This window comes from Roseateles sp. GW821-FHT09G09 (genome assembly GCF_059415965.1).
Map to the genome: position 1 here is coordinate 966,876 of NZ_JBWKOG010000001.1, position 19,420 is coordinate 986,295.

The 19,420-nt window shown below is 68.2% G+C and carries 13 protein-coding genes; 4 read left to right on the forward strand and 9 right to left on the reverse strand.

Features of this window, described 5'->3' with window-relative positions:
* Positions 1-10: 10 nt before the first annotated feature.
* The 4 genes from gap to tkt all read right to left on the reverse strand — a co-directional run bounded on the left by gap (position 11) and on the right by tkt (position 5,682).
* Positions 11-1,009: a type I glyceraldehyde-3-phosphate dehydrogenase gene (gene gap, locus AC07O8_RS04205; protein WP_495046828.1), complete on the reverse strand. Its 999-nt coding sequence runs from the start codon at positions 1,007-1,009 to the stop codon at positions 11-13.
* A 259-nt stretch (positions 1,010-1,268) separates the two neighbouring features.
* The gene (locus tag AC07O8_RS04210) at positions 1,269-2,351 is read right to left on the reverse strand and encodes a hypothetical protein (protein WP_495046829.1); all 1,083 of its coding nucleotides are present in this window, start codon (positions 2,349-2,351) and stop codon (positions 1,269-1,271) included.
* 8 nt (positions 2,352-2,359) lie between these two features.
* Complete coding sequence (locus AC07O8_RS04215; protein WP_495046830.1) at positions 2,360-3,370, reverse strand: hypothetical protein; 1,011 nt, start codon at positions 3,368-3,370, stop codon at positions 2,360-2,362.
* 251 nt (positions 3,371-3,621) lie between these two features.
* Entirely contained in the window at positions 3,622-5,682 is a 2,061-nt protein-coding gene (gene tkt, locus AC07O8_RS04220; protein WP_495046831.1) for a transketolase, read from the reverse strand.
* Positions 5,683-5,832: 150 nt separating this feature from the next.
* On the opposite strand from tkt, the gene murU reads away from it, so the two are divergent.
* Positions 5,833-6,525, forward strand: a complete 693-nt coding sequence (gene murU, locus AC07O8_RS04225; protein ID WP_495046832.1) for an N-acetylmuramate alpha-1-phosphate uridylyltransferase MurU — start codon at positions 5,833-5,835, stop codon at positions 6,523-6,525.
* A 47-nt stretch (positions 6,526-6,572) separates the two neighbouring features.
* Here the strand turns inward: murU and AC07O8_RS04230 are convergent, their stop codons facing one another.
* Positions 6,573-6,893 carry a hypothetical protein gene (locus tag AC07O8_RS04230; RefSeq protein WP_495046833.1) on the reverse strand — a complete coding sequence of 107 codons (321 nt, stop codon included), beginning with the start codon at positions 6,891-6,893 and terminating at the stop codon, positions 6,573-6,575.
* Between the two features lie 657 nt (positions 6,894-7,550).
* Between AC07O8_RS04230 and AC07O8_RS04235 the strand changes: the two genes are divergently transcribed.
* Complete coding sequence (locus AC07O8_RS04235) at positions 7,551-7,922, forward strand: hypothetical protein (RefSeq protein WP_495046834.1); 372 nt, start codon at positions 7,551-7,553, stop codon at positions 7,920-7,922.
* 337 nt (positions 7,923-8,259) lie between these two features.
* Positions 8,260-9,441 carry an ATP-binding protein gene (locus tag AC07O8_RS04240; RefSeq protein WP_495046835.1) on the forward strand — a complete coding sequence of 394 codons (1,182 nt, stop codon included), beginning with the start codon at positions 8,260-8,262 and terminating at the stop codon, positions 9,439-9,441.
* A 90-nt stretch (positions 9,442-9,531) separates the two neighbouring features.
* Here AC07O8_RS04240 and AC07O8_RS04245 read toward each other — a convergent pair whose 3' ends face one another.
* The 4 genes from AC07O8_RS04245 to AC07O8_RS04260 form a co-directional block, all read right to left on the reverse strand.
* Positions 9,532-10,668, reverse strand: coding sequence for a YbdK family carboxylate-amine ligase (locus AC07O8_RS04245; protein ID WP_495046836.1), 1,137 nt, complete (start codon positions 10,666-10,668; stop codon positions 9,532-9,534).
* On the reverse strand, positions 10,665-11,906 hold the full coding sequence (locus tag AC07O8_RS04250; protein ID WP_495046837.1) for a cation:proton antiporter: 1,242 nt from the start codon (positions 11,904-11,906) through the stop codon (positions 10,665-10,667). The genes AC07O8_RS04245 and AC07O8_RS04250 overlap by 4 nt, the downstream gene beginning before the upstream one ends.
* 256 nt (positions 11,907-12,162) lie before the next feature.
* Positions 12,163-15,636, reverse strand: coding sequence for a two-component regulator propeller domain-containing protein (locus AC07O8_RS04255; protein ID WP_495046838.1), 3,474 nt, complete (start codon positions 15,634-15,636; stop codon positions 12,163-12,165).
* 325 nt (positions 15,637-15,961) lie between these two features.
* Positions 15,962-16,942, reverse strand: coding sequence for a potassium channel beta subunit family protein (locus AC07O8_RS04260; protein ID WP_495046839.1), 981 nt, complete (start codon positions 16,940-16,942; stop codon positions 15,962-15,964).
* A 288-nt stretch (positions 16,943-17,230) separates the two neighbouring features.
* Between AC07O8_RS04260 and AC07O8_RS04265 the strand changes: the two genes are divergently transcribed.
* Positions 17,231-19,006, forward strand: coding sequence for an alkaline phosphatase D family protein (locus tag AC07O8_RS04265; protein WP_495046840.1), 1,776 nt, complete (start codon positions 17,231-17,233; stop codon positions 19,004-19,006).
* The last annotated feature ends 414 nt before the right edge of the window (positions 19,007-19,420 follow it).

The window sequence follows — 19,420 nt, forward strand, 5'->3', positions numbered from 1 at the left end:
AAGGAGCCGCTTACTTGGCGACGACCTTGACCATCTCGAGCACCTTGTTCGAGTAGCCCCACTCGTTGTCGTACCAGGACACCAGCTTGACGAAGGTGCCGTCCAGGGCGATGCCGGCGTCGGCGTCGAAGATCGAGGTGCGCGGGTCGCCGCGGAAGTCGGTGGCGACGACCTTGTCCTCGGTGTAGCCCAGCACGCCCTTCAGGGCGCCTTCGCTCTGGGCCTTCATCTCGGCGCAGATCTCGGCGTAGGTGGCGTTGTTGTTGAGCTCGACGGTCAGGTCGACGACCGAGACGTCGGAGGTCGGCACGCGGAAGGACATGCCGGTCAGCTTCTTGTTCAGCTCGGGGATCACCACGCCCACGGCCTTGGCGGCGCCGGTCGAGGACGGGATGATGTTCTCGAGGATGCCGCGGCCGCCGCGCCAGTCCTTGTTGGACGGGCCGTCGACGGTCTTCTGCGTGGCGGTGGTGGCGTGCACGGTGGTCATCAGGCCGCGCTTGATGCCCCACTTGTCGTTCAGCACCTTGGCCAGCGGGGCCAGGCAGTTGGTGGTGCAGCTGGCGTTGGAGATGATGGCCTGGCCGGCGTAGGTCTTGTCGTTGACGCCGTAGACGAACATCGGGGTATCGTCCTTGGACGGGGCCGACATGATCACCTTCTTGGCGCCGGCGGTCAGATGCTTCTCGCCGGTTTCCTTGGTCAGGAACAGTCCGGTGGCTTCGACGACGATGTCGGCGCCGACTTCGTTCCACTTCAGCTCGGCGGGATCCTTGACCTGGGTCAGGCGGATGCGCTGGCCGTTGACGATCAGCGTGTTGCCGTCGACCGCGACCTCGCCGTCGAAGCGGCCATGGACGCTGTCGTACTTCAGCATGTAGGCCAGGTAATCGGGCTCGAGCAGGTCGTTGATGGCGACGATCTGGATGTCCTTGAAGTTCGCCACGGCGGCGCGGAACACCATGCGGCCGATGCGACCGAACCCGTTGATACCGATCTTGATGGTCATGAGGAAAGTCTCCTGCGAGTGAAATGAATCGATGACGTCATGGGCGCGCCGCCCAGCCAGTGGGCGTCGTGCCTCGGAGGTGTTCTGTCCGGCGCCGCGCGGGGCTGCCACCACAGGCAGGTGGCGGCGGCAGGCGGGGTCGCCGGGAACCTTCGATTTGAACAGATAGTCGCGGACACTCGGTTCGAACGGGTTACCGGGTTTCATGACCCGGCACCACGCGGTTACAGGACGCCGACGCGGGCGCGCGGTGCGGCGGTCAGGGCGCCGCGGCGTTCGTCGCGGCGCTTGGCGTGAGGGACGTGGTCGCCGCGGGCTGCAGGCTCAGCGTGCCGCAGGCGATATCGATCTTCACCATGCGGCCCAGCAGCCGCTCGAAGCGCTCGGGCGTGAGGTCCATCTGCAGGCCGGCGAGCCAGCTGAGGAACTCCGCCCGGTTGCGGTCGTGCTCGCCGATCTCGCCGACGTGATTGGCCACGGCCGGCTTGCCCAGCTTCCACGCGACGGTGAAGGGGCAGTGCATCGTGTTGAAGTCGAACTCCACCTGCTGCTGACGGATGTCCTTGATGTTGGACAGGAACTCGCCGAGCGTGACCTGGTCCTTGAAGACGGCGCGGCCCGCATCGTTGCGGCGGTAGACCATCTGCTGGAGGAAGCTCACCGGCCGGGCGTCCGGCGCCAGGCAGGGCAGGCGGTACTCGCGGATGCGATCGATGAAGGCGTCCTGCGTGTTGCCGCCGGCGGAGCTGTACAGCACCTCGACCTGCGGCGGCTGGTCGGGCGCGGTGAAGGTCATCCGGGTCAGCACGTTGCTGACGGTCTTGCGATCGAACTTCGAGGCGCCGACCTCGAGCTTCTCGGCGGGCGTGCGCAGGCACTCGCGCATGGCGCGCAGGCGTGCGGGGTCCTCTTCCTCGACGGGATGGGACCAGCGGACCGGCACGGCCTCCTGAGGGCGGAACAGGAAGGTCTGGACCGCGCGGACCGGCGGCTGGCCGGCGGCCTGGCAGGGCAGCCGGTAGGCGGCGACATGGGCGCGCACCGCGTTGAGGAGGCGCTCGTCGCCGAAGCGGGCGAGGACCTCGACCTCCGGCGCCTGGTCGGGCGCCGAGAAGGCGAGGGCCACGCGCACGGTGCCGCTGAGATTCAGCCGGCGCGGCTCCGCGGGGTACTCCAGCGCGGCGGGCCCCTGCAGGCAGCGCAGCGGACTGGTGGCGGGGTCGGCGGGCGCGGCGCTGATGTCGCCTTGCTGGGCGTGGGCGGGAGCGCCCGCGAGGAGTGCGGCCAGCAGGCCGAGCGCACCGAGCGCGCCGATGGCGCCGGCGAAGGAATGGTGTTTCATGCGCAGGGTCAGGTCTTGGCTTGGAGATCGAGTTCGCCGCACGGCACGCGGATTTGCAGGGTCTCGCCGAACAGCGCGCGGGCCTGCTTCGGCGACGAGAAGTTCAGGTTCTGCCGGGATAGCCAGTCGATGAAGATCGCCCGGTCGGCCTTCTTTTCACCGTCGGTGACCTCGTTGGGAAGGGCAGGGCCGTACGCCGTGTAGTTCACGTTGAACGGGCAGGCCATCGTGTTGAAGTCGAAGCGCACGCCGTCGGCCTGCGGGTTCTGGGTCATGCCGAGGAAGTCGACGAGGTTCAGCTGCTCGACCTTGAGGACCCGGCGTTGCACACCGGGTGGATACAGCTGGAAGGACTGCCGGAGCACGACGGGGGGATCGCCGGCCTTGCGGCAGGACATGCGGGACCCGCTGGCCCACGCCACGACGGTGTCGATGGCAAACGGCACGGCCTGCGCATGCAGGACCTTGACCTCCGGCGGCTGTTCGCCGTCGCCGGCGAAGGTCATCGTGATGACGACGTTGTTGACCTCGCGGCCGGCGTTCAGCGTGTTGAAGACCATGTCCTGCTTCGGACGCGTGTAGCAGAGGTCGGACCGTCCGCGCAGCGTGGGCTCATCGGGTGCCAGCGGCAACGGCGCCTTCTGGGAGTTGGAGAACTCGAATTCCTGGACGGCGCTGACCGTGCCGTCGGCCGGCTTCAGGCAGGGCAGGCGGTAGCGATCCACATACCGCGTGACGACGTCGAGCATGTCCTCGCGCAGCGAGTTGGTCAGCAGCTGGACCTCGGGCGCCTGATTCGGCGAGACGAACTTGAGCTTGATGCGGGCGAAGCCACCGGTGCGATCGTAGTTGCCGCGCGCGGGGAACTTCGGCGGCTGCTCGGGCCGCTGCAGACAACTGAGCGATTGCGCGGGCGACGGCGGGCTGATGTCCGTCGCGCCGGTCGTGGCCATCGCGCCGCTGGCGATCGCCAATGAAAATGCGGCGCCGATTGCGCGCGCGAAGAGATGCCGTGTCATCGTGCTCCCTCGTTTCGAGTCTTGTCCCTGAGCCGAGGGCGATTGAGCGCGCCGACGGGCGTCGCGCAGTCTATGCGGGGACGCGGTCGAATCGAGGCCCCCTTCGGAGGGGGGGGGCGCAGACGGAGACTGCCAATGTCGCCGACGTTGGCGGCATCGACGCCGGGGAGCCGGACGTGAAAAGAGGTGCACGAGGCACCTCTTCACGTCGTGCTGGAAAAGCCCAGCGCGAATCACGTGCGAAACGTCGCTCAGCCCTTCAGGCGCGCCTTGCCCAGCACCACCTTGACGGTGTCGGCGACGTTCTCCGGCGTGAAGCCGAAGTGCTTGAACAGCACGTTGGCCGGGGCCGATTCGCCGTAGGTGTCCAGGCCGACGACGGCGGACACGCCGTACTTCCACCACAGGTCGGTCACGCCGGCCTCGATGGCGACGCGCGGCAGGCCTTCCGGCAGCACGCTCTTCTTGTACTTCGCGTCCTGGCGGTCGAACAGGCTCGTGCAAGGCATCGAGACCACGCGCACCGGGATGCCGGCCACGGCCAGCTGCTGCTGCGCCGCGATGGCCAGCTGCACTTCCGAGCCGGTGGCGATCAGCACGGCTTGCGCCTTCTTCTTCAGGCCGACGTCGGCCGGCTCGCTCAGCACGTAGCCGCCGGTGGTGATGGCGTCGACGGCCTCGCCCGACTTCTTCAGGTAGGGCAGGTTCTGGCGGCTCAGCGCGAGCACGCTGGGGCGCTGGCTGTTGGCCAGGGCCAGGGTCCAGGCCACCGCGGTCTCGGCGGTGTCGGCGGGACGCCAGACGTCCAGGCCGGGGATCAGTCTCAGGCTGGAGACGTGCTCGACGGACTGGTGGGTGGGGCCGTCTTCGCCCAGGCCGATGGAGTCATGCGTGAACACGTGGATCACGCGCTGCTTCATCAGCGCGGCCATGCGGATGGCGTTGCGGCTGTAGTCGCTGAAGGTCAGGAAGGTGCCGCCGTAGGGGATAAAACCGCCGTGCAGCGCGACGCCGTTCATGATCGCGGCCATGCCGAACTCGCGCACGCCGTAGTTGATGTGGCGGCCGCCGTTGGAGCTGCCGTCCTCTTCCAGGCGGAAGGCGGGCGTGCTCTTGGTGTTGGTCAGGTTGGAGCCGGTCAGGTCGGCCGAGCCGCCCAGCAGCTCGGGCATCGCGGCAGTGAAGGCTTCGAGCGCGATCTGGCTGGCCTTGCGGGAGGCGACGGTCTCGGCCTTCTCATGCGCGCCGATGACGGCCTGCGCGGCGATGTCGGCGAAGTTGGGAGGGAGCACACCGGCGATGCGGCGCGAGAACTCCGCCGCCAGTTCCGGGAACTGCGTCGCGTAGGCGTCGAACTTGTCGTCCCAGGCCTTTTCGAAGCCGGCGCCGGCGGCCTTGGCGTCCCAGTCGGCGTAGACCTCGGCGGGCAGCACGAAGGGCTCGTGCGACCAGCCCATCGCTTCGCGGGTCAGCTTGATTTCCTCGGCGCCGAGCGGCTCGCCGTGGGCCTTGGAGGTGTTGGCGCGGTTCGGGCTGCCCTTGCCGATGTGGGTCTTCGCGATGATCAGCGAGGGCTTGTCCTTGCTGGTCTTGGCCAGTGCGATGGCGGCGTCGACGGCGTCGACGTCATGGCCGTCGACCGGGCCGACGACGTTCCAGCCGTAGGCGGCGAAGCGCTTGGCGGTGTCGTCGCCGAACCAGGGACCGACCTGGCCGTCGATGGAGATGCCGTTGTCGTCGTAGATCGCGATCAGCTTGTTCAACTTCCACGAGCCGGCCAGCGAGCAGGCTTCATGGCTGATGCCTTCCATCAGGCAGCCGTCGCCGAGGAAGGCGTAGGTGTGATGGTCGACGATGGTGTGGCCGTCGCGGTTGAATTCCTTGGCGAGCTGCTTCTCGGCCAGCGCGAAGCCGACGGCGTTGGTGATGCCCTGGCCGAGCGGGCCGGTGGTGGTCTCGACGCCGGGGGTGATGCCGACTTCCGGGTGGCCCGGGGTCTTGGAGTGCATCTGGCGGAAGGCCTTGAGCTCCGAGATCGGCAGGTCGTAGCCGGTCAGGTGCAGCAGGGCGTAGATCAGCATCGAGCCGTGGCCGTTGGACAGCACGAAGCGGTCGCGGTCGGCCCACTGCGGGTTGGCCGGGTTGTGGCGCAGGTGGCGCTTCCACAGCGCGACGCCGATCTCGGCCATGCCCATGGGGGCGCCCGGGTGGCCGGAGTTGGCCTGCTGGACGGCGTCCATCGCCAGGGCACGGATGGCGTTGGCCATCTGGGTGGTGTTCGGGGTGACGACGGCGGCAGCGGTCTCGGCCATGGTGGTGGTCTCGGGCAGTTGGGGCAAACCCGGCATTCTAGTGATGCCGCCGGGAAGCGGCTTCAGCGTTCGCGACTCGGGTGGAAAAGTGCGCGGGGAAGGGCTGGAGAGCGCCCTCTACACTCGCGGCCTCATTTCCTGGATTGATCGATGCGAGCCATGATCCTCGCGGCCGGGCGCGGCGAGCGCATGCGGCCGCTGACCGACCACACGCCCAAGCCCTTGCTCAAGGTGCGGGGCAAGCCGCTGATCGAGTGGCACATCGAGGCCTTCGCGCGGGCGGGCATCGGGGACATCGTGATCAACACGGCGTGGCTGCACGAGCAGTTCGAGGCGAAGCTGGGCGACGGCGCGCGGTTCGGCGTGACGCTGCATTACAGCCACGAGGGCGAGCGCTACGGCCGCGCGCTGGAGACGGGCGGCGGCATTGCGACGGCGCTGGATCTGCTGTGCGCGGACGGCGACGACGCCTTCTGGGCGGTGTCGGCGGACATCTTCATTCCCGACTTCGCGTTCGACCCGGCGCAGGCCGCGGCCTTTGCAGCGAGCCCGCTGCTCGCGCATCTGTGGTTCGTGCCGAAGCAGCTGCGGCATCCGACGGGCGACTTCGGCATCGACGCGGGAGGTTTCGCCACGATAGATGGAGACCTCGAGGTCTACAGCAACATTGGCCTGTACAAGCGCGCGTTCTTCGACGGCGTGCAGCCAGGTCAGCACCAGCGCATCCGCGCGAGCCTCGACCGCGCGATCCACGCGCGAGCGGTGACGGCGGAGCTCTACACGGGGCCGTGGGCGAATGTGGGATCGCCGGAGCAGTTGGAAGCGCTTAACGCCAAGGGCTGACAACGAGCGGCCCGTTTGAGATCGCAGATTGCGATCTCAAACAGAGTTCATTCCATGAGCTTTCTGAGACCGGTCTGGAAGGCGACGGTGAGCACACCGATGATGAAAGCGCCGAGGAAGCTGGTATCCAGGATGAACTTGAAGGCGACCAGCATCAGCAGAGGCGCGACCAGCAAACCGCGCACAGGTCCGAGCAGCAGCAGGCCGGCGATCACGACCACCCCCGACACGACGCTGGCGACCACGCAGCGACCGAAGGTCGCTTCATGCGCGCCGACGATCTTTGCGGCGAACCAGATGCAGCCAATGCTGGCGATGGTCGAGACGACCATGGAAAACAGGCTGAAGGTGGCGAAGAGGGTGCTCATGGTGGGGGCGTTCTGACAGGCCGGAATTCGAAGCGCGCGAGTCTAGATGCGGTGCACGGACTCGGGAGACACCCTGAAGAGGGAAGCCGCTGCGGAAAATCGAGCGGAGGCCTTCCACGTTTTGAGATCGCAGATTGCGATCTCAAACGATGAGACTCAGAAACAAGTAACCCGCCGTTTTGCACGTCTGCTTGCGCAGAACCCTGGCCGAAAACCAGGACGTGTGGCGGGTGTGTTGGGATGAAGTCTACGCGGCAACTTCGGGATGAAGCAAGTGCCGTGTGGCGAGGTTGACGACGACCTGACAAGACCCGGCACCTCGGTGGGAAACGCTCCCCCAGGCATCCCCCAAGCAACCCCACGATGGCGGAATCGCCGGAGCACTTTGATTTTTATCAGAGAGTGATTCGTCGACCGGTTGCACGATGGACTCCGGTGTTTCAAACCCACCTTGCTGACCCCGCCCTCGCGTTCAATGCGAGGGCGACGTCCATGTCATTTCGATCATGGGCGAGATGGACCATTCCGCGAGGGTGGTCACACGGCGAAAGCAAGGTGGTTTGAACATCTCGCCCACCCCTTCGATTCGATCGACCGCACGTCGCGACTTGGCAGTCGAAGCCGGTGGTTTCCAAAGTTCTTCGGAGTCTTACGAACATGGGAACCCTGCATCAAACGCGTATCAAAGAAGCACGCGGCCCGATCCGAGACCGCCGCCCGCTGGCGGACTGCGACCTCGGCTCGCTCATCCGCCTCCAGAACGAGTGGGGCATGAGCGACGCGCAGCTCTTCGGCCTGCGCCTCGGCGCCGATGCGGTCTGCCTGCGCACCGACGTGTCCGTCGCCTCGGCCATCGCCAACCTGCGCAACACGCTGGTGTCCGCAGCGGCGACGCTCTCGATGGTCGAGGACAACTGCGTGGAGGGCGATCCCTCCCGCCACGTGGTGGAGAGCGTGCGCCAGTCTCTGCGCGAAGGCCTCGGGATGCTCGGCATCGTCGGCCGCGCAGTCGACGAGGTGCCTGTTTGAGATCGCAGATTGCGATCTCAGAGCAGAGCGCAGCTAGAGCAAAGCCGCCCACGATCTCAGGCCAATGACATGGCCCGAGATCGTGGGCGGCTTCTTTGGCGGCATGCACATGACTGAGATCAAGGCGTGCGCTTCAAGTTGGTGCGCGCGTGGATAACAAGACCTGACCCTCTTCCCACCTAGGAAGGAAACGCCAGACGTCTTTGATAAAGATCAGACTGCGATCAGATCGATGCGCAGAGCATGCGGACTCGTGACTCCAATTGCGGCTCGACAAATCAGAGCGGCGGTTGGAGATCCCGTTCAGCCTCGTTGAATCGATCTGGAGAAGTAGCCCGTGTCCATCTTTCATCGCACTGCGCTGGCGCAAGAGCTGGCAACCCATATCCTTGACGACGACCTTGCGCCCGCACGGTCCGGTCTCTTTCTCGGCGCTCGTCGCCGCACCGGGAAGTCCACGTTCCTGCAGCAGGACCTCTGTCCCGAGCTGAAGCGCCGCGGCGCCATCGTCATCTACGCTGACCTCTGGGAGGAGCGCGACCAGGACCCCGGTGATGTCATCATTGAAGCCATCCGCGAAGAACTCGCTCGGCATGAAGGCGTCGTCTTGCGCTTTGCGCGTTCGGCCGGCATGGAGCGAGTGAACATGGGGGGTGTCGCCTTCACCATGGATCGGGTCGGCCTCGGCAAGCAGGTGTCGTTGGCGAGGGCATTGGCCATGCTCTCAGATGAATGCCAACGAATGATCGTGCTTATCGTCGATGAGGCTCAGCATGCGATCACGACGGACAAGGGCAGCAACGCCCTCTATGCATTGAAGGCCGCTCGGGACAAGTTGAACATGGGGCCGCACCACGGCCTTCGGATCGTGGCGACCGGATCGAATCGCGACAAGCTGGCCATGCTGGTGGAATGGAAGGATCAGGCATTCTTTTGCGCTCCGATGAAGGAGTTTCCGCCGCTCGGAGCCGACTATCTGCACTGGATCTGCGCGCGTGCACCGTCGTCCGCGGCGTTGACGGTGGGAACCTTGTCCACGCTCTTCGAGCGTTCGGGCCACCGACCTGAATGGATGCAGGTCGGCCTGAACGCGCTTGCTCTGCGAGACAACTGGACCCCGGAAGAGGCCGCAGCGGTGTTTGCCGAGGCCATCGAGTCAAGGGCCGATTCGCGCATTCAGAATCTGCTGGCGCTGATCGGACTGCTCAGTCCGCTTCAGTCGGCGGTGCTCCGCGTGCTGGCCGCACAGGGCCGGCGTTTCGTACCGTTCTGGAACCGTACCTTGGAGACCTTTCGACTGGTGATTGAGCAGGACGACGGTAATGATGTCGACGAACCGATCAACGTCGAGACCGTTCAACAGGCCCTGGATGCGCTCAAGGACAAGGGATTTCTCTGGCGCTCCGTTCACGGCGTCTATGCCCTGGAGGAGTTCGGCATCCGCGAGGCACTGGAGGAAGGCCGCCTGCTGACGGAGTCGACGCAGCGTGTCACGTTGATGGGGCGCCAAGCTGCCTGAAGCGAACGGGGGCTTGGATGCCACGCATTCACTCCGTGGGTGGCAACCTTGCGGCGAGCTTCTACGCGAAGGTCGCCGCGGTCGGCTCGATCACCGCGCCGAGCCCACCGGTCGCCCCGCCCAGCGCTCGCACTGCTGCCGCACCAGCTCGTTCAGCAGTTGTTCCTTCTCCACGACCCCGCGCGCCCATGTCGCGTCGTTGCCCTGCCAGCGCATTTCCTCGCGGACATACCGCAGCGCCGGCTCCGCCTTCAGCGCGACCGCATGCGGCTCCAGCGCATGCAGCGTGACATTCAGGTCCTCGCGCAAGCTGCGGTGCTCGCCGCTCTTCGGATCGACGAAGGTGCCGTCCAGCCCGAACCGGCACGCCTGGAAGCGGTTGAAGGTGTAGGGCAGGTAGTCGTCCTCGTGCAGCGCGAACGGCTTGTCGTGCGAGATCCACCGCGCCAGGCACTGGATCAGCGCCGCCAGCGCCGAGGCCTTCTCGATCGTCAGCGGCGTGTCGAGCACCCGCACCTCGATCGTCCCGAACTCGGGCTTGGGCCGGATGTCCCAGTAGAAGTCCTTCATGCTCTTCACGACGCCCGTGTGGGTCATCTTCTCGAAGAACACCAGGAAGTCGTCCCAGGTCAGCACGAAGGGCGCACGTCCCGACAGCGGGAACGCGAACACCGAGTTCAAGCGCGCCGAATGGAAGCCGGTGTCATTGCCCTGCACATAGGGCGACGACGCCGACAGCGCGATCAGATGCGGGATGAAGCGCGACAGGCCGTGCAGCAGCCGCAGCGCGTGGTCCGGGCCTTCGCAGCCGATGTGCACGTGCTGTCCGAACACCGTGAACTGCTTGCTCAGGTAGCCGTAGAGGGACGAAATCTCCTGGAAGCGCGGCTTGTCGAAGATGCGCTGCTTGCTCCAGTGCTGGTACGGGTGCGTGCCGCCGCCGGACAGGCCCAGGTTGAGCCGGTCGGCGCTGCGGACCAGCGCATCGCGCGTGGTGGTCAGCTGCTCCAGCACCTGCTCGTAGTTCGTGCAGACGTTGGTGCAGAGCTCGATCATGCTGTCCGTGATCTCGGGCGTGACGTCGCCCGGCACGGTCTCGCCCTTCATCACCCGCAGCAGGTCCTTCGATCCCGGCATCAGGTCGTAGTCGTGGCGGTTGACGATCTGGAGCTCGAGCTCCACGCCCATCGTCAGGGGCTTGGAGATGGCAAAAGGTTCGAGGCTCATTTCTTCGCAGCCTCCTTGACTGTCGTTTCAGGGTGATGTTCACCAGCGAGGCGCAGGCCCCATTGCACGGCGATCGGTCCCACGAGTTCCATCAAGGCGATCGTGGACAGGATGACCGGTGCCAGCATCGCCGCGACCGGCGGATGATGCAGTTGCACCTCGCTGAACAGGACCAGCATCGTGCCGGACACCGGACTCAGGCACACCGCCAGCGCGATGCCCTGGCGGGCGTCGATGCCGCTGAGGCGCGCCATGCTGGTCAGGGCCAGCGCCTTGGCCACCAGGCGCAGCAGCAGCAGCGCCAGCGCCAGCACGGCGCCCATCGCCAGGGCCTGCAGCGTCCACGCGGAACCGACCGCGACGAACAGCATCAGCACCAGCACCCCGCCCGCCGTGCCGAAGTGGCGCGGCCACACCCAGGGGCGTTCGGTGGTGTTGCGCAGGATCATGCCGGCCAGCAGCGGCACCAGCAGCGTCGACAGGTTCAGCACCCGCGCCACGCTCAGCGCCACCAGCACCAGGCCGAGCAGCATCAGCACCGAGTTCTCGTTGCGCAGGTCCAGCCGGCGCATCAGGTTGGCGGTGAGCCGCGCCAGCAGCGCGGCGACGATGATCGAGCCGACGAAGGCATAGAGCGGCTGCGCGACGGCTTCCAGCCAGTCGCCCTTCTGGTCCAACGCCAGCCAGCCCAGCAGCAGCTTGTGGGCGAGCACGCCGTAGATGGTGTTCAGCGAGGTCAGCGCGAGCATGCGCTCGCTCACCTGTCCGGCGGCGCGCAGTTCCGCGCCGACGCGGCCGACCACCGCGGCGCTCGACGCCATCGTGAGGATCGCGCAGCTGAACGACACCAGCGGGCTCACGCCCAGCAGCGTCAGTCCGAAGCCGACGACGACGAAGGACGCGACCGCCTCTGCCGCGCTGGCGCCCAGCAGCGCCTTGTTGTTGCGCAGCCAGCGCAGGTTCACGCGCGAGCCCATCTCGAACAGCAGCAGCGCGAGCGCGAGATCGACCACGAGCCGCAGCCGCGCGTCCAGCGCGCCGTTGGCGAAGATGCCGTGACCCAACGCCGCCAGCACCATGCCGACGACGCTGTAGCCGACGACGCGAGGCAGGCCGAGCCGGCGGTTGACGAATTCGCCGAGCACGCCGGCGGCCACCATGGTCAGCGAGGCCCAGAACAGCCAGTCGGGCCGGGGCGGCCAGCTGCTGAACTGCAGGAAGTTCGCAAAGTCGTTCATCAAGACGAAGGTTCTCCTCGATCCGTGGACGGCGGCCAGGTCGGAACCGGTGGGCCGGGGAAGCCCCCGATCATCGGGCCAATCCGGTCGCCGTGGCGGCGATGACGGACAGGCTCTGGCAGCCTTTACTGGTCGGCTTTACCGATTGCCGGTCAACGGCCATCGGGTGGGAGCGTCAATTGCCGTCTCCGCGCCGGTCTGGTCGCACGTCGGGCAATCGGCGGACCGGCGTGGCCGGGCGCCCCGTGCCGCAGGGTCAGGACTTGCCGGCGTCGTGAGTCCGCGCAGGGGCGGCTTCTGGTTCAGCCGGCGGCGAGGAGCGAACGACCGTCAGGTCGCCGCTCGCCAGCCAGTCTGCCATCGATTCGCGCGAGTGTCGGCGCAGTGCGCCCTCGAGGTCCGGGACATCCGCCCTCGGCGGCACGCCGACGACGCCTTCCCAGCCGTTGCGCCCGCCGCGCTTGACCGCGTAGAGCGCCTCGTCGGCGAGCGCGATCGTGGCCGCCCAATCCATCGCCCGCGGAAACGCCGGCGCGAGCGGGAAGGCCGCGAATCCCACCGAGCAGGTGACGTCCACGCGCCGGCCCTCGCCGAGGTCGAAAGGCGCACCGCTGACCTGCAGGCGCGCCCGCTCGGCGAGTTCCGCCGCATGCGCCCGCGAGGTGTCGCGCGCGACGATGAGGAACTCCTCGCCGCCCCAGCGGACGAGATAGTCCGCCTCGCGGAACACGGCGGTCAGCCGCTCCCGCATCTGCTGCAGCACCGCGTCGCCGGCCGCGTGGCCGAGGCGGTCGTTCAGCGCCTTGAAATGGTCGAGGTCGAGCAGGAAGAAGATCAGGTCGCCGTCTTCCGGCGGCGCCGCGCCGTCGCCGTTTCCGTCTCCGTTCGCGCTTCCGCGCGCCTGCTCATGGCGGCGCACCGCCAGCGCCACGTCCGCGTCGATGTGCTGCGTCAGGAACCGCCGGTTGCGCAGCCCCGTCAGCGGGTCGGACAGGCTGGACTCCTCCAGCGCGACCGTCTTCGCCTGCAGGTCGAGCGAGAGCCGCTCGAGCTCGGCCGTCCGCGCCCGCACCTTGATCTCCAGCGCCATCTGCGAGCGCCGCAGGTAGGAGGTCCGCAGGGCGACCAGCAGGTAGACCAGCGCGATCAGCGTCGCGCCGCCGAGCGTGCGCGCCCACCAGGTCTGCCACCAGTCCGGCAGCACGCGCACCGGGATGTCGAGCTCCAGCGGGCTCCACACGCCGTTGCGGTTGGTGCCGCGCACGCGCAGCCGGTACCTGCCCGGATCGAGGTTGGTGTAGACCGCCACGCGCAGGTCGGCGCCGGTGCTGATCCACTCCGGATCGAAGCCCTCCAGCTGGTAGGCGTAACGGTTGCGTTCGGGCTCGCTGAAGTCGAGCGCGGCGAACTCGACGCTGAAGCTGCGGTTGTCGGCGCCGAGGGTCAGTCCGTTCTCCGGCAGCTTGCCGGCGGGCAGGCGCTGGCCGTCCACGCGCAGTTCCGTCGTGACCAGCGCGGGTTGATAGGCCCAGGCCTCGAAGCGCTCCGGCGTCACGACGAGCACGCCCTTGCTGCCGCCGAACAGCAGCCGGCCGTCCCGCGTCTTCAGGTAGGCGCGGAACCAGCCGGTGCCGATGTCGACGCCGTCGGCGTTGGTCAGCTCGTAGTAGTTGTCCTTGGCCGGGTCGTAGACGAAGTTCTGCGACCAGATGCGTCCCTCGCCGTCCTCGAGGAGGTTGGCGCCGAACGAGCGGCCGATCACGCCGTGTTTCTCGCTGATGCGGTCGAACTCCGCGTCGCGGCCGTCCCAGCGGGTCAGCAGATGCAGCCCCGCCGCGGTGTCGACCCACAGGCGCTGCTTCGAATCGACCAGCAGGCCGACGATGGAATGGTGGCTCATGTCGCGGCCCGGACGGGCGCGGGCGACGACCAGTTCCGTGCCGCCGGGAGGCAGGCGGTACAGGCCCTTCTCGGTGCCGACCCACAGGCCGCCGTCCGCGGTCTCGGACAGCGCATTGACGTCGCCGGTCAGCGGCTGGCCGCCTTCCTGCCGGAGCCGCATCGGAACGGCCTGGGCGGCCTGGGCGGCCTGCGCCGCTGGTGTCGCCGGAGCCGTCTGCGTCGCCGCTGCCGCCGGTGTCGCCGCTGCCGCCGGCGCGGCCGGTGCTGCATGGGCGGATGCTGCCGGCGGCAAGCGGTAGAGCCCGTCCTGCGTGCCGATCCACAGCGTGCCGTCGCGGCCCGCGAGCAGCCGCCGCGCCCGGCCCGTGCCGGCCTGGATGACGCGCAGCAGCTGACGCTCGCGCGTGTACTGGTGCAGGCCGCCGTCGCTGCCGAGCCAGATCGTCCCGTCCTTCATCTGGACGAGGCTGGAGATGCGGCCGCCCGACAGACCGCCGCGCTGCCCCGGCGCGGGGCGCAGGGTGGCGGTCGAGCGCAGCTGCTCGTCGAGCACGGTCACGCCGCTCTCGTTGCTGCCCAGCCAGATCTCGCCGCTGTCGAGCTGCACCATCGCGCGGGTGCTCGGGTCGATCAGCTGCGCCTGCTTGCCGGGATCGCGGCCGCGCACCCAGGTGCTGGTGTTCGACGGGTTGTGGCGCTGCAGGCCGCCGCCGTAGCCGCCGGTCCAGATCCAGCCGGCGCGGTCGCGCATCAGCGCGCGGACTTCGTTGCCGCCCAGGCTGCCGCGGTTCAGCGGGTCGTGCTTCATGGTCCGCAGCAGCTCGCCGCTGGCGACGGCGCGCAGTTCGAGCCCGCCGTTGCGGCCGAGCCAGAGGTGGCGGTCGTCCAGCGCGACGAAGGTGTTGACGGAGCCGTTCACCGCGTCCTCGGCGCGTTCGAGCATCGCGCCCTCGCCGGTCTTCGGATCGATCAGGGCGAGGTCGCCCTGCTGCGTGCCCGCCCAGACCCGGCCGTCGGGCGCGACGAAGAGGCTCAGCACGATCTTGCCGGCAAGACCTGGCTGGCCCGGCGTCGAGAACACCGGTTCGAAGCGGTCGGCGCCGGCGCGCTTGCGCGCCAGGCCCTTCCAGGTGCCGACCCACAGCGCGCCGTCACCGTCGATGGCCAGCGACTGGACGCGGTCGTCGGGCAGGCCGCCAGGCAGTCCCTGGCGGAAATGCTGGAAGCGGCCCTCGACCGGGTCGTAGCGGTCCAGCCCGTGGCCGATGGTGCCGATCCACAGCTGGCCGTCGCGGTCCTCGGCCAGCGCGCGGATCGTGCCGGCGGAGACCGCGCTGCGCGGCAGCTGCGGGTTGGCGTCGGAACGGAAGAGGGACAGCTTCTCGGTCTGCGGGTCGTAGGCGGCCAGGCCGTCGGCTTCGGTGCCGATCCACAGCCGGCCGTCGCGTGCGACGAGCAGGGCGCGGATGAAACCGAGGCTGCGGGCCGACCGCACGCCGTTCTCGATCGGCGCGCCCGGCTGGCGGAAGTGATAACCGTCGAAGCGCACCAGCCCGGCGCCCGTGCCGATCCACAGGAAACCGGCACGGTCCTGCGCGACCGCGGAGATGACGTTCAGCGGCACCGGGGCGTCGATGCCGACGGTCTCGAAACGCGGCTCGGCGAGCAGCGACACTTCCGGCAGTGAGGGGCGGTCGGAACGGTCGGGGCGAGGCTCTTGCGGCAACGCCGCGACGCCGCGCGGCGCGATCGCCATGGCAGCAGCCAGGACCAGCACGACGGCGGCAAACAGACTCGGCAGCAGGGGAACGGCACGTCGTCGCAGCATCGCGCGGGATGCTAGCCCGCCTCCCGGCGGGAGTGCGGCACGGGCGCGACAACCCGGCCCCGTCAATGAGGGGCTTGGCGGGCGGTCTGCGGACAAACCCCGAGGGGGACTGCACAGGCCGCTGGCCCTCACCCCCTGCCCTCTCCCGCAAGCGGGAGAGGGAGTTCTCCGTTCCGCTCAGTGCACGCTCGCTCCCTCTCCCGCTCTCCCGCGCTACCGCAAGCGGGAGAGGGAGTTCTCCGTTCAGCTCGGTGCGCGCTCGCTCCCTCTCCCGCTTGCGGGAGAGGGCAGGGGTGAGGGCTGCGGTCGCGGCAGGGCGGCTGGCCTACTTCGCGAGAGGCAGCGTGATCGCGTCGATGCGGGCCAGGATCTCCGGCGTCAGCTTCGGCGTCACGTCCAGGGCGCCCAGGTTGTCCTGCAGCTGCGACAGCCTGCTCGCGCCGAGGATCACCGTCGACACGCGCGGGTTGCGATTGATCCAGGCGATGGCCAGCTGCGCCAGCGTGCATCCCAGCTCATCGGCGATCTTGCCGAGCTCGCCGACCGCCGCGTTGCGCTGCGGCTCCTGCAGCTGCTCGCGCAGCCAAGACATGCTCTCCAGCGCGCCGCGGCTGCCTTCGGGAATGCCGTTGCGGTACTTCCCGGTCAGCAGGCCGGACGCCAGCGGGCTCCACGTGGTCAGTCCCAGACCGATGTCCTCGTACAGGCGGGCGTAGTCCTTCTCCACGCGCTGGCGGTGGAACAGGTGGTACTGCGGCTGCTCCATCACCGGCTTGTGCAGGTGGTGGCGCTCGGCGATCTCCCAGGCGGCGCGGATCTCGTCGGCGCTCCACTCGCTGGTGCCCCAGTACAGCGCCTTGCCCTGCGTGATCATGTCGCTCATCGCGCGCACGGTCTCCTCGATGGGCGTGTGCGGATCGGGACGGTGGCAGTAGACGAGATCGATCTCGTCCAGCCCGAAGCGCTTCAGCGAGCCGTCGATGGCCTGCATCAGGTACTTGCGGTTCAGCGTGTCCTTGTAGTTGATCGTGGTGCCCGACTTGTCGATGCCCCAGTAGAACTTCGTCGACACGACGTAGGTGTGGCGGCCCCAGCCCAGCTGCCGGAAGACCTGGCCCATGATCTCCTCGCTCTTGCCGAGCGCGTAGGCCTCGGCGTTGTCGAAGAAGTTGATGCCGGCGTCGCGCGCCGCGGCCATCAGTTCGACGGCCGAGCCGGTGTCCACCTGGTTGTGATACGTCACCCAGGAGCCCAGGGACAGTTCGGACACCTGCAGGCCGCTGCGGCCGAGTCGACGGTATTGCATGCTTTTCTCCGTGATTGCTTCTCTCAGCGTTTTCTCCGAGTTTCCTCGGAGGCGCGCCAGCGTAGCGGAGGCCGGCGCGGCTGTCAGGCGGCACGTCGAATGCCCCGCCGACGTGGGGAGGCCACTGACGCTCCTCTGACGCCCCTCTGCGGTCCATCTGCGGCCCCTCTGAGGTTCATCCGCCGCCGCCCTGTCGTCGTGATGTCACCGTGAACACGAACACTGTGCCGCGCACTTGCGACTGCACGTGCTTCATCCACATTTCGCCAGCTCACCGCTCGCCCGACCATGACCAAGAAGCCCCTGCTGAACCTGATCAAGAAAGACGACGCGGCTTCCGCCGAGACCGTCGACCACACCCGCCGTCATCTGGTGCGCTGCGCGCTGGCCGCGGGCGCCTTGGCGGGCCTGCCGCTGGCGGGCTGCGGCGGGGACGGCGGCGGCGATGCGCCGCAGGTCGCGGTCGTCTTCAGCCACGGCGTGGCCAGCGGCGATCCGCTGAGCGATCGCGTGATCCTGTGGACCCGGGTGCTGGCGCAGGACAGCGCCGACGTGCGCGACGTCCCGGTGAGCTGGGAAGTCGCGAGCGACGCGAACTTCGCCTCCGTCGTGGCCAAGGGCGAGGCGACGGCGCGCGCCTCGAGCGATTTCTGCGTGAAGGTCGACGCCGCCGGCCTGCAGGCCGGCGTGCGCTACTGGTACCGCTTCAAGGCCTACGCGGCGACCTCGACCGTCGGTCGCGCGAAGACCTTGCCGGCCGCCAACGTCGGGCAGGTGCGGCTCGCGGTGTTCTCGTGCTCGAACTATCCGACCGGCTACTTCAACGTCTACGCCGAGGCGGCCAAGCGCGCCGAGACCGACAGCTATGACGTCGCCGTCCACCTGGGCGACTACATCTACGAGTACGGCCCCGGCCAGTACGCGAGCGGCAGCGCGCAGGCGCTGGGCCGCGTTGTCGAGCCGCAGAAGGAGATCGTCGCGCTGGCCGACTACCGCCGACGCTACGCGCAGTACCGCGCCGACGCCGACCTGCAGAAGCTGCACGCCGCGCTGCCGATGATCGCCGTGTGGGACGACCACGAGGTTGCGAACGACGCCTGGAAGGACGGTGCCGAGAACCACCAGCCGGCCACCGAAGGCGACTACGCGGTGCGCCGCGCCGCCGCCGTCCAGGCCTGGCACGAATGGTTGCCGGTGCGCGACGGCAGCGATCCGCTGACCACCTACCGCAGCTTCAACTTCGGCGCGCTGATGTCGCTGCACATGCTGGACACGCGGGTCCTGGCGCGCGACAAGCAGCTCAGCTACACCGACTACCTCACCGCCACCGGCCTGGACAGCGCGAAGTTCCAGGCCGACATGGCCCGCACCGACCGCACGCTGATGGGCGCGACGCAGAGCCAGTGGCTGCAGGCGCAGATGCAGGCGTCGACGGCGACCTGGCAGGTGCTGGGCCAGCAGGTGCTGATGGGCCGGATGAACATCCCGGCGCCCATCCTGTTCGAGGCCAACGCGCCGGGCACCGGCGTGTCGGTGTCGCAGTATGCGGCGATCGTCGCCAAGGCGCAGAGCAATCCAGCCAGTCTCACCCCGCAGGAACAGGCGGTGCTGAACGCCCCCAGCATTCCTTACAACCTCGACGCCTGGGACGGCTACCCAGTGGCGCGCGAGACGCTGCTGGGCAGCGCCCGCCAACTGGACAAGAACCTGGTCGTGCTGGCCGGCGACACGCACAACGCGTGGGCGAACGACCTGCTGGATGCGTCGAACCGCCAGGTCGGCGTCGAGTTCGCGACCTCGTCGGTGACCTCGCCGGGCTTCGAGGAGTACCTGCCCAAGGAGAACCCGCAGCAGCTCGCCGGCGCGCTGACGCAGCTGATCGGACCGCTGGTGTATGCGGACACCTCGCGCCGCGGCTACATGACGGTGACCGCGACGGCGACCGAGTGCCGCTGCGACTGGATCTTCGTCAGCACCATCCTGAGCCGCGACTACACCGCGACCGTGGCGCAATCGCTGCGCACGCTGCCCGGCGCGGGTGGGCGCAAGCTGGTCGCGGTCTGACGGACCGACTGGAGTCCGCGTCGCCCGTACTGCGATAGACCGCAGCCCTCACCCCCGCCCTCTCCCGCAAGCGGGAGAGGGAGTCCGACAGGCTCGACTCGTGGCGCTGGCTCCTCTTGCCCCCTCTCCCGCTTGCGGGAGAGGGAGTCCGACCGGCGCTCGTCTTGCCCCCTCTCCCGCTTGCGGGAGAGCAACCGTGTCAAGCGTCTACGGCAGCAGAAGCGCTGTGGCCCTCTTGCTCCCTCTCCCGCTTGCGGGAGAGGGCTGGGGTGAGGGCCAGCGGCGGTGGCAGTGCAGAAGCCTTCTCGCTTGGCGTGCGGGTCGCACGCGCCTCTCGGTCCCAAGAGAGCCGGCGCTATAGTCGTCCGCAGCTGGTTGCCCGACGCAGCCGGCATCAGTCCCCCGGGTCGACGT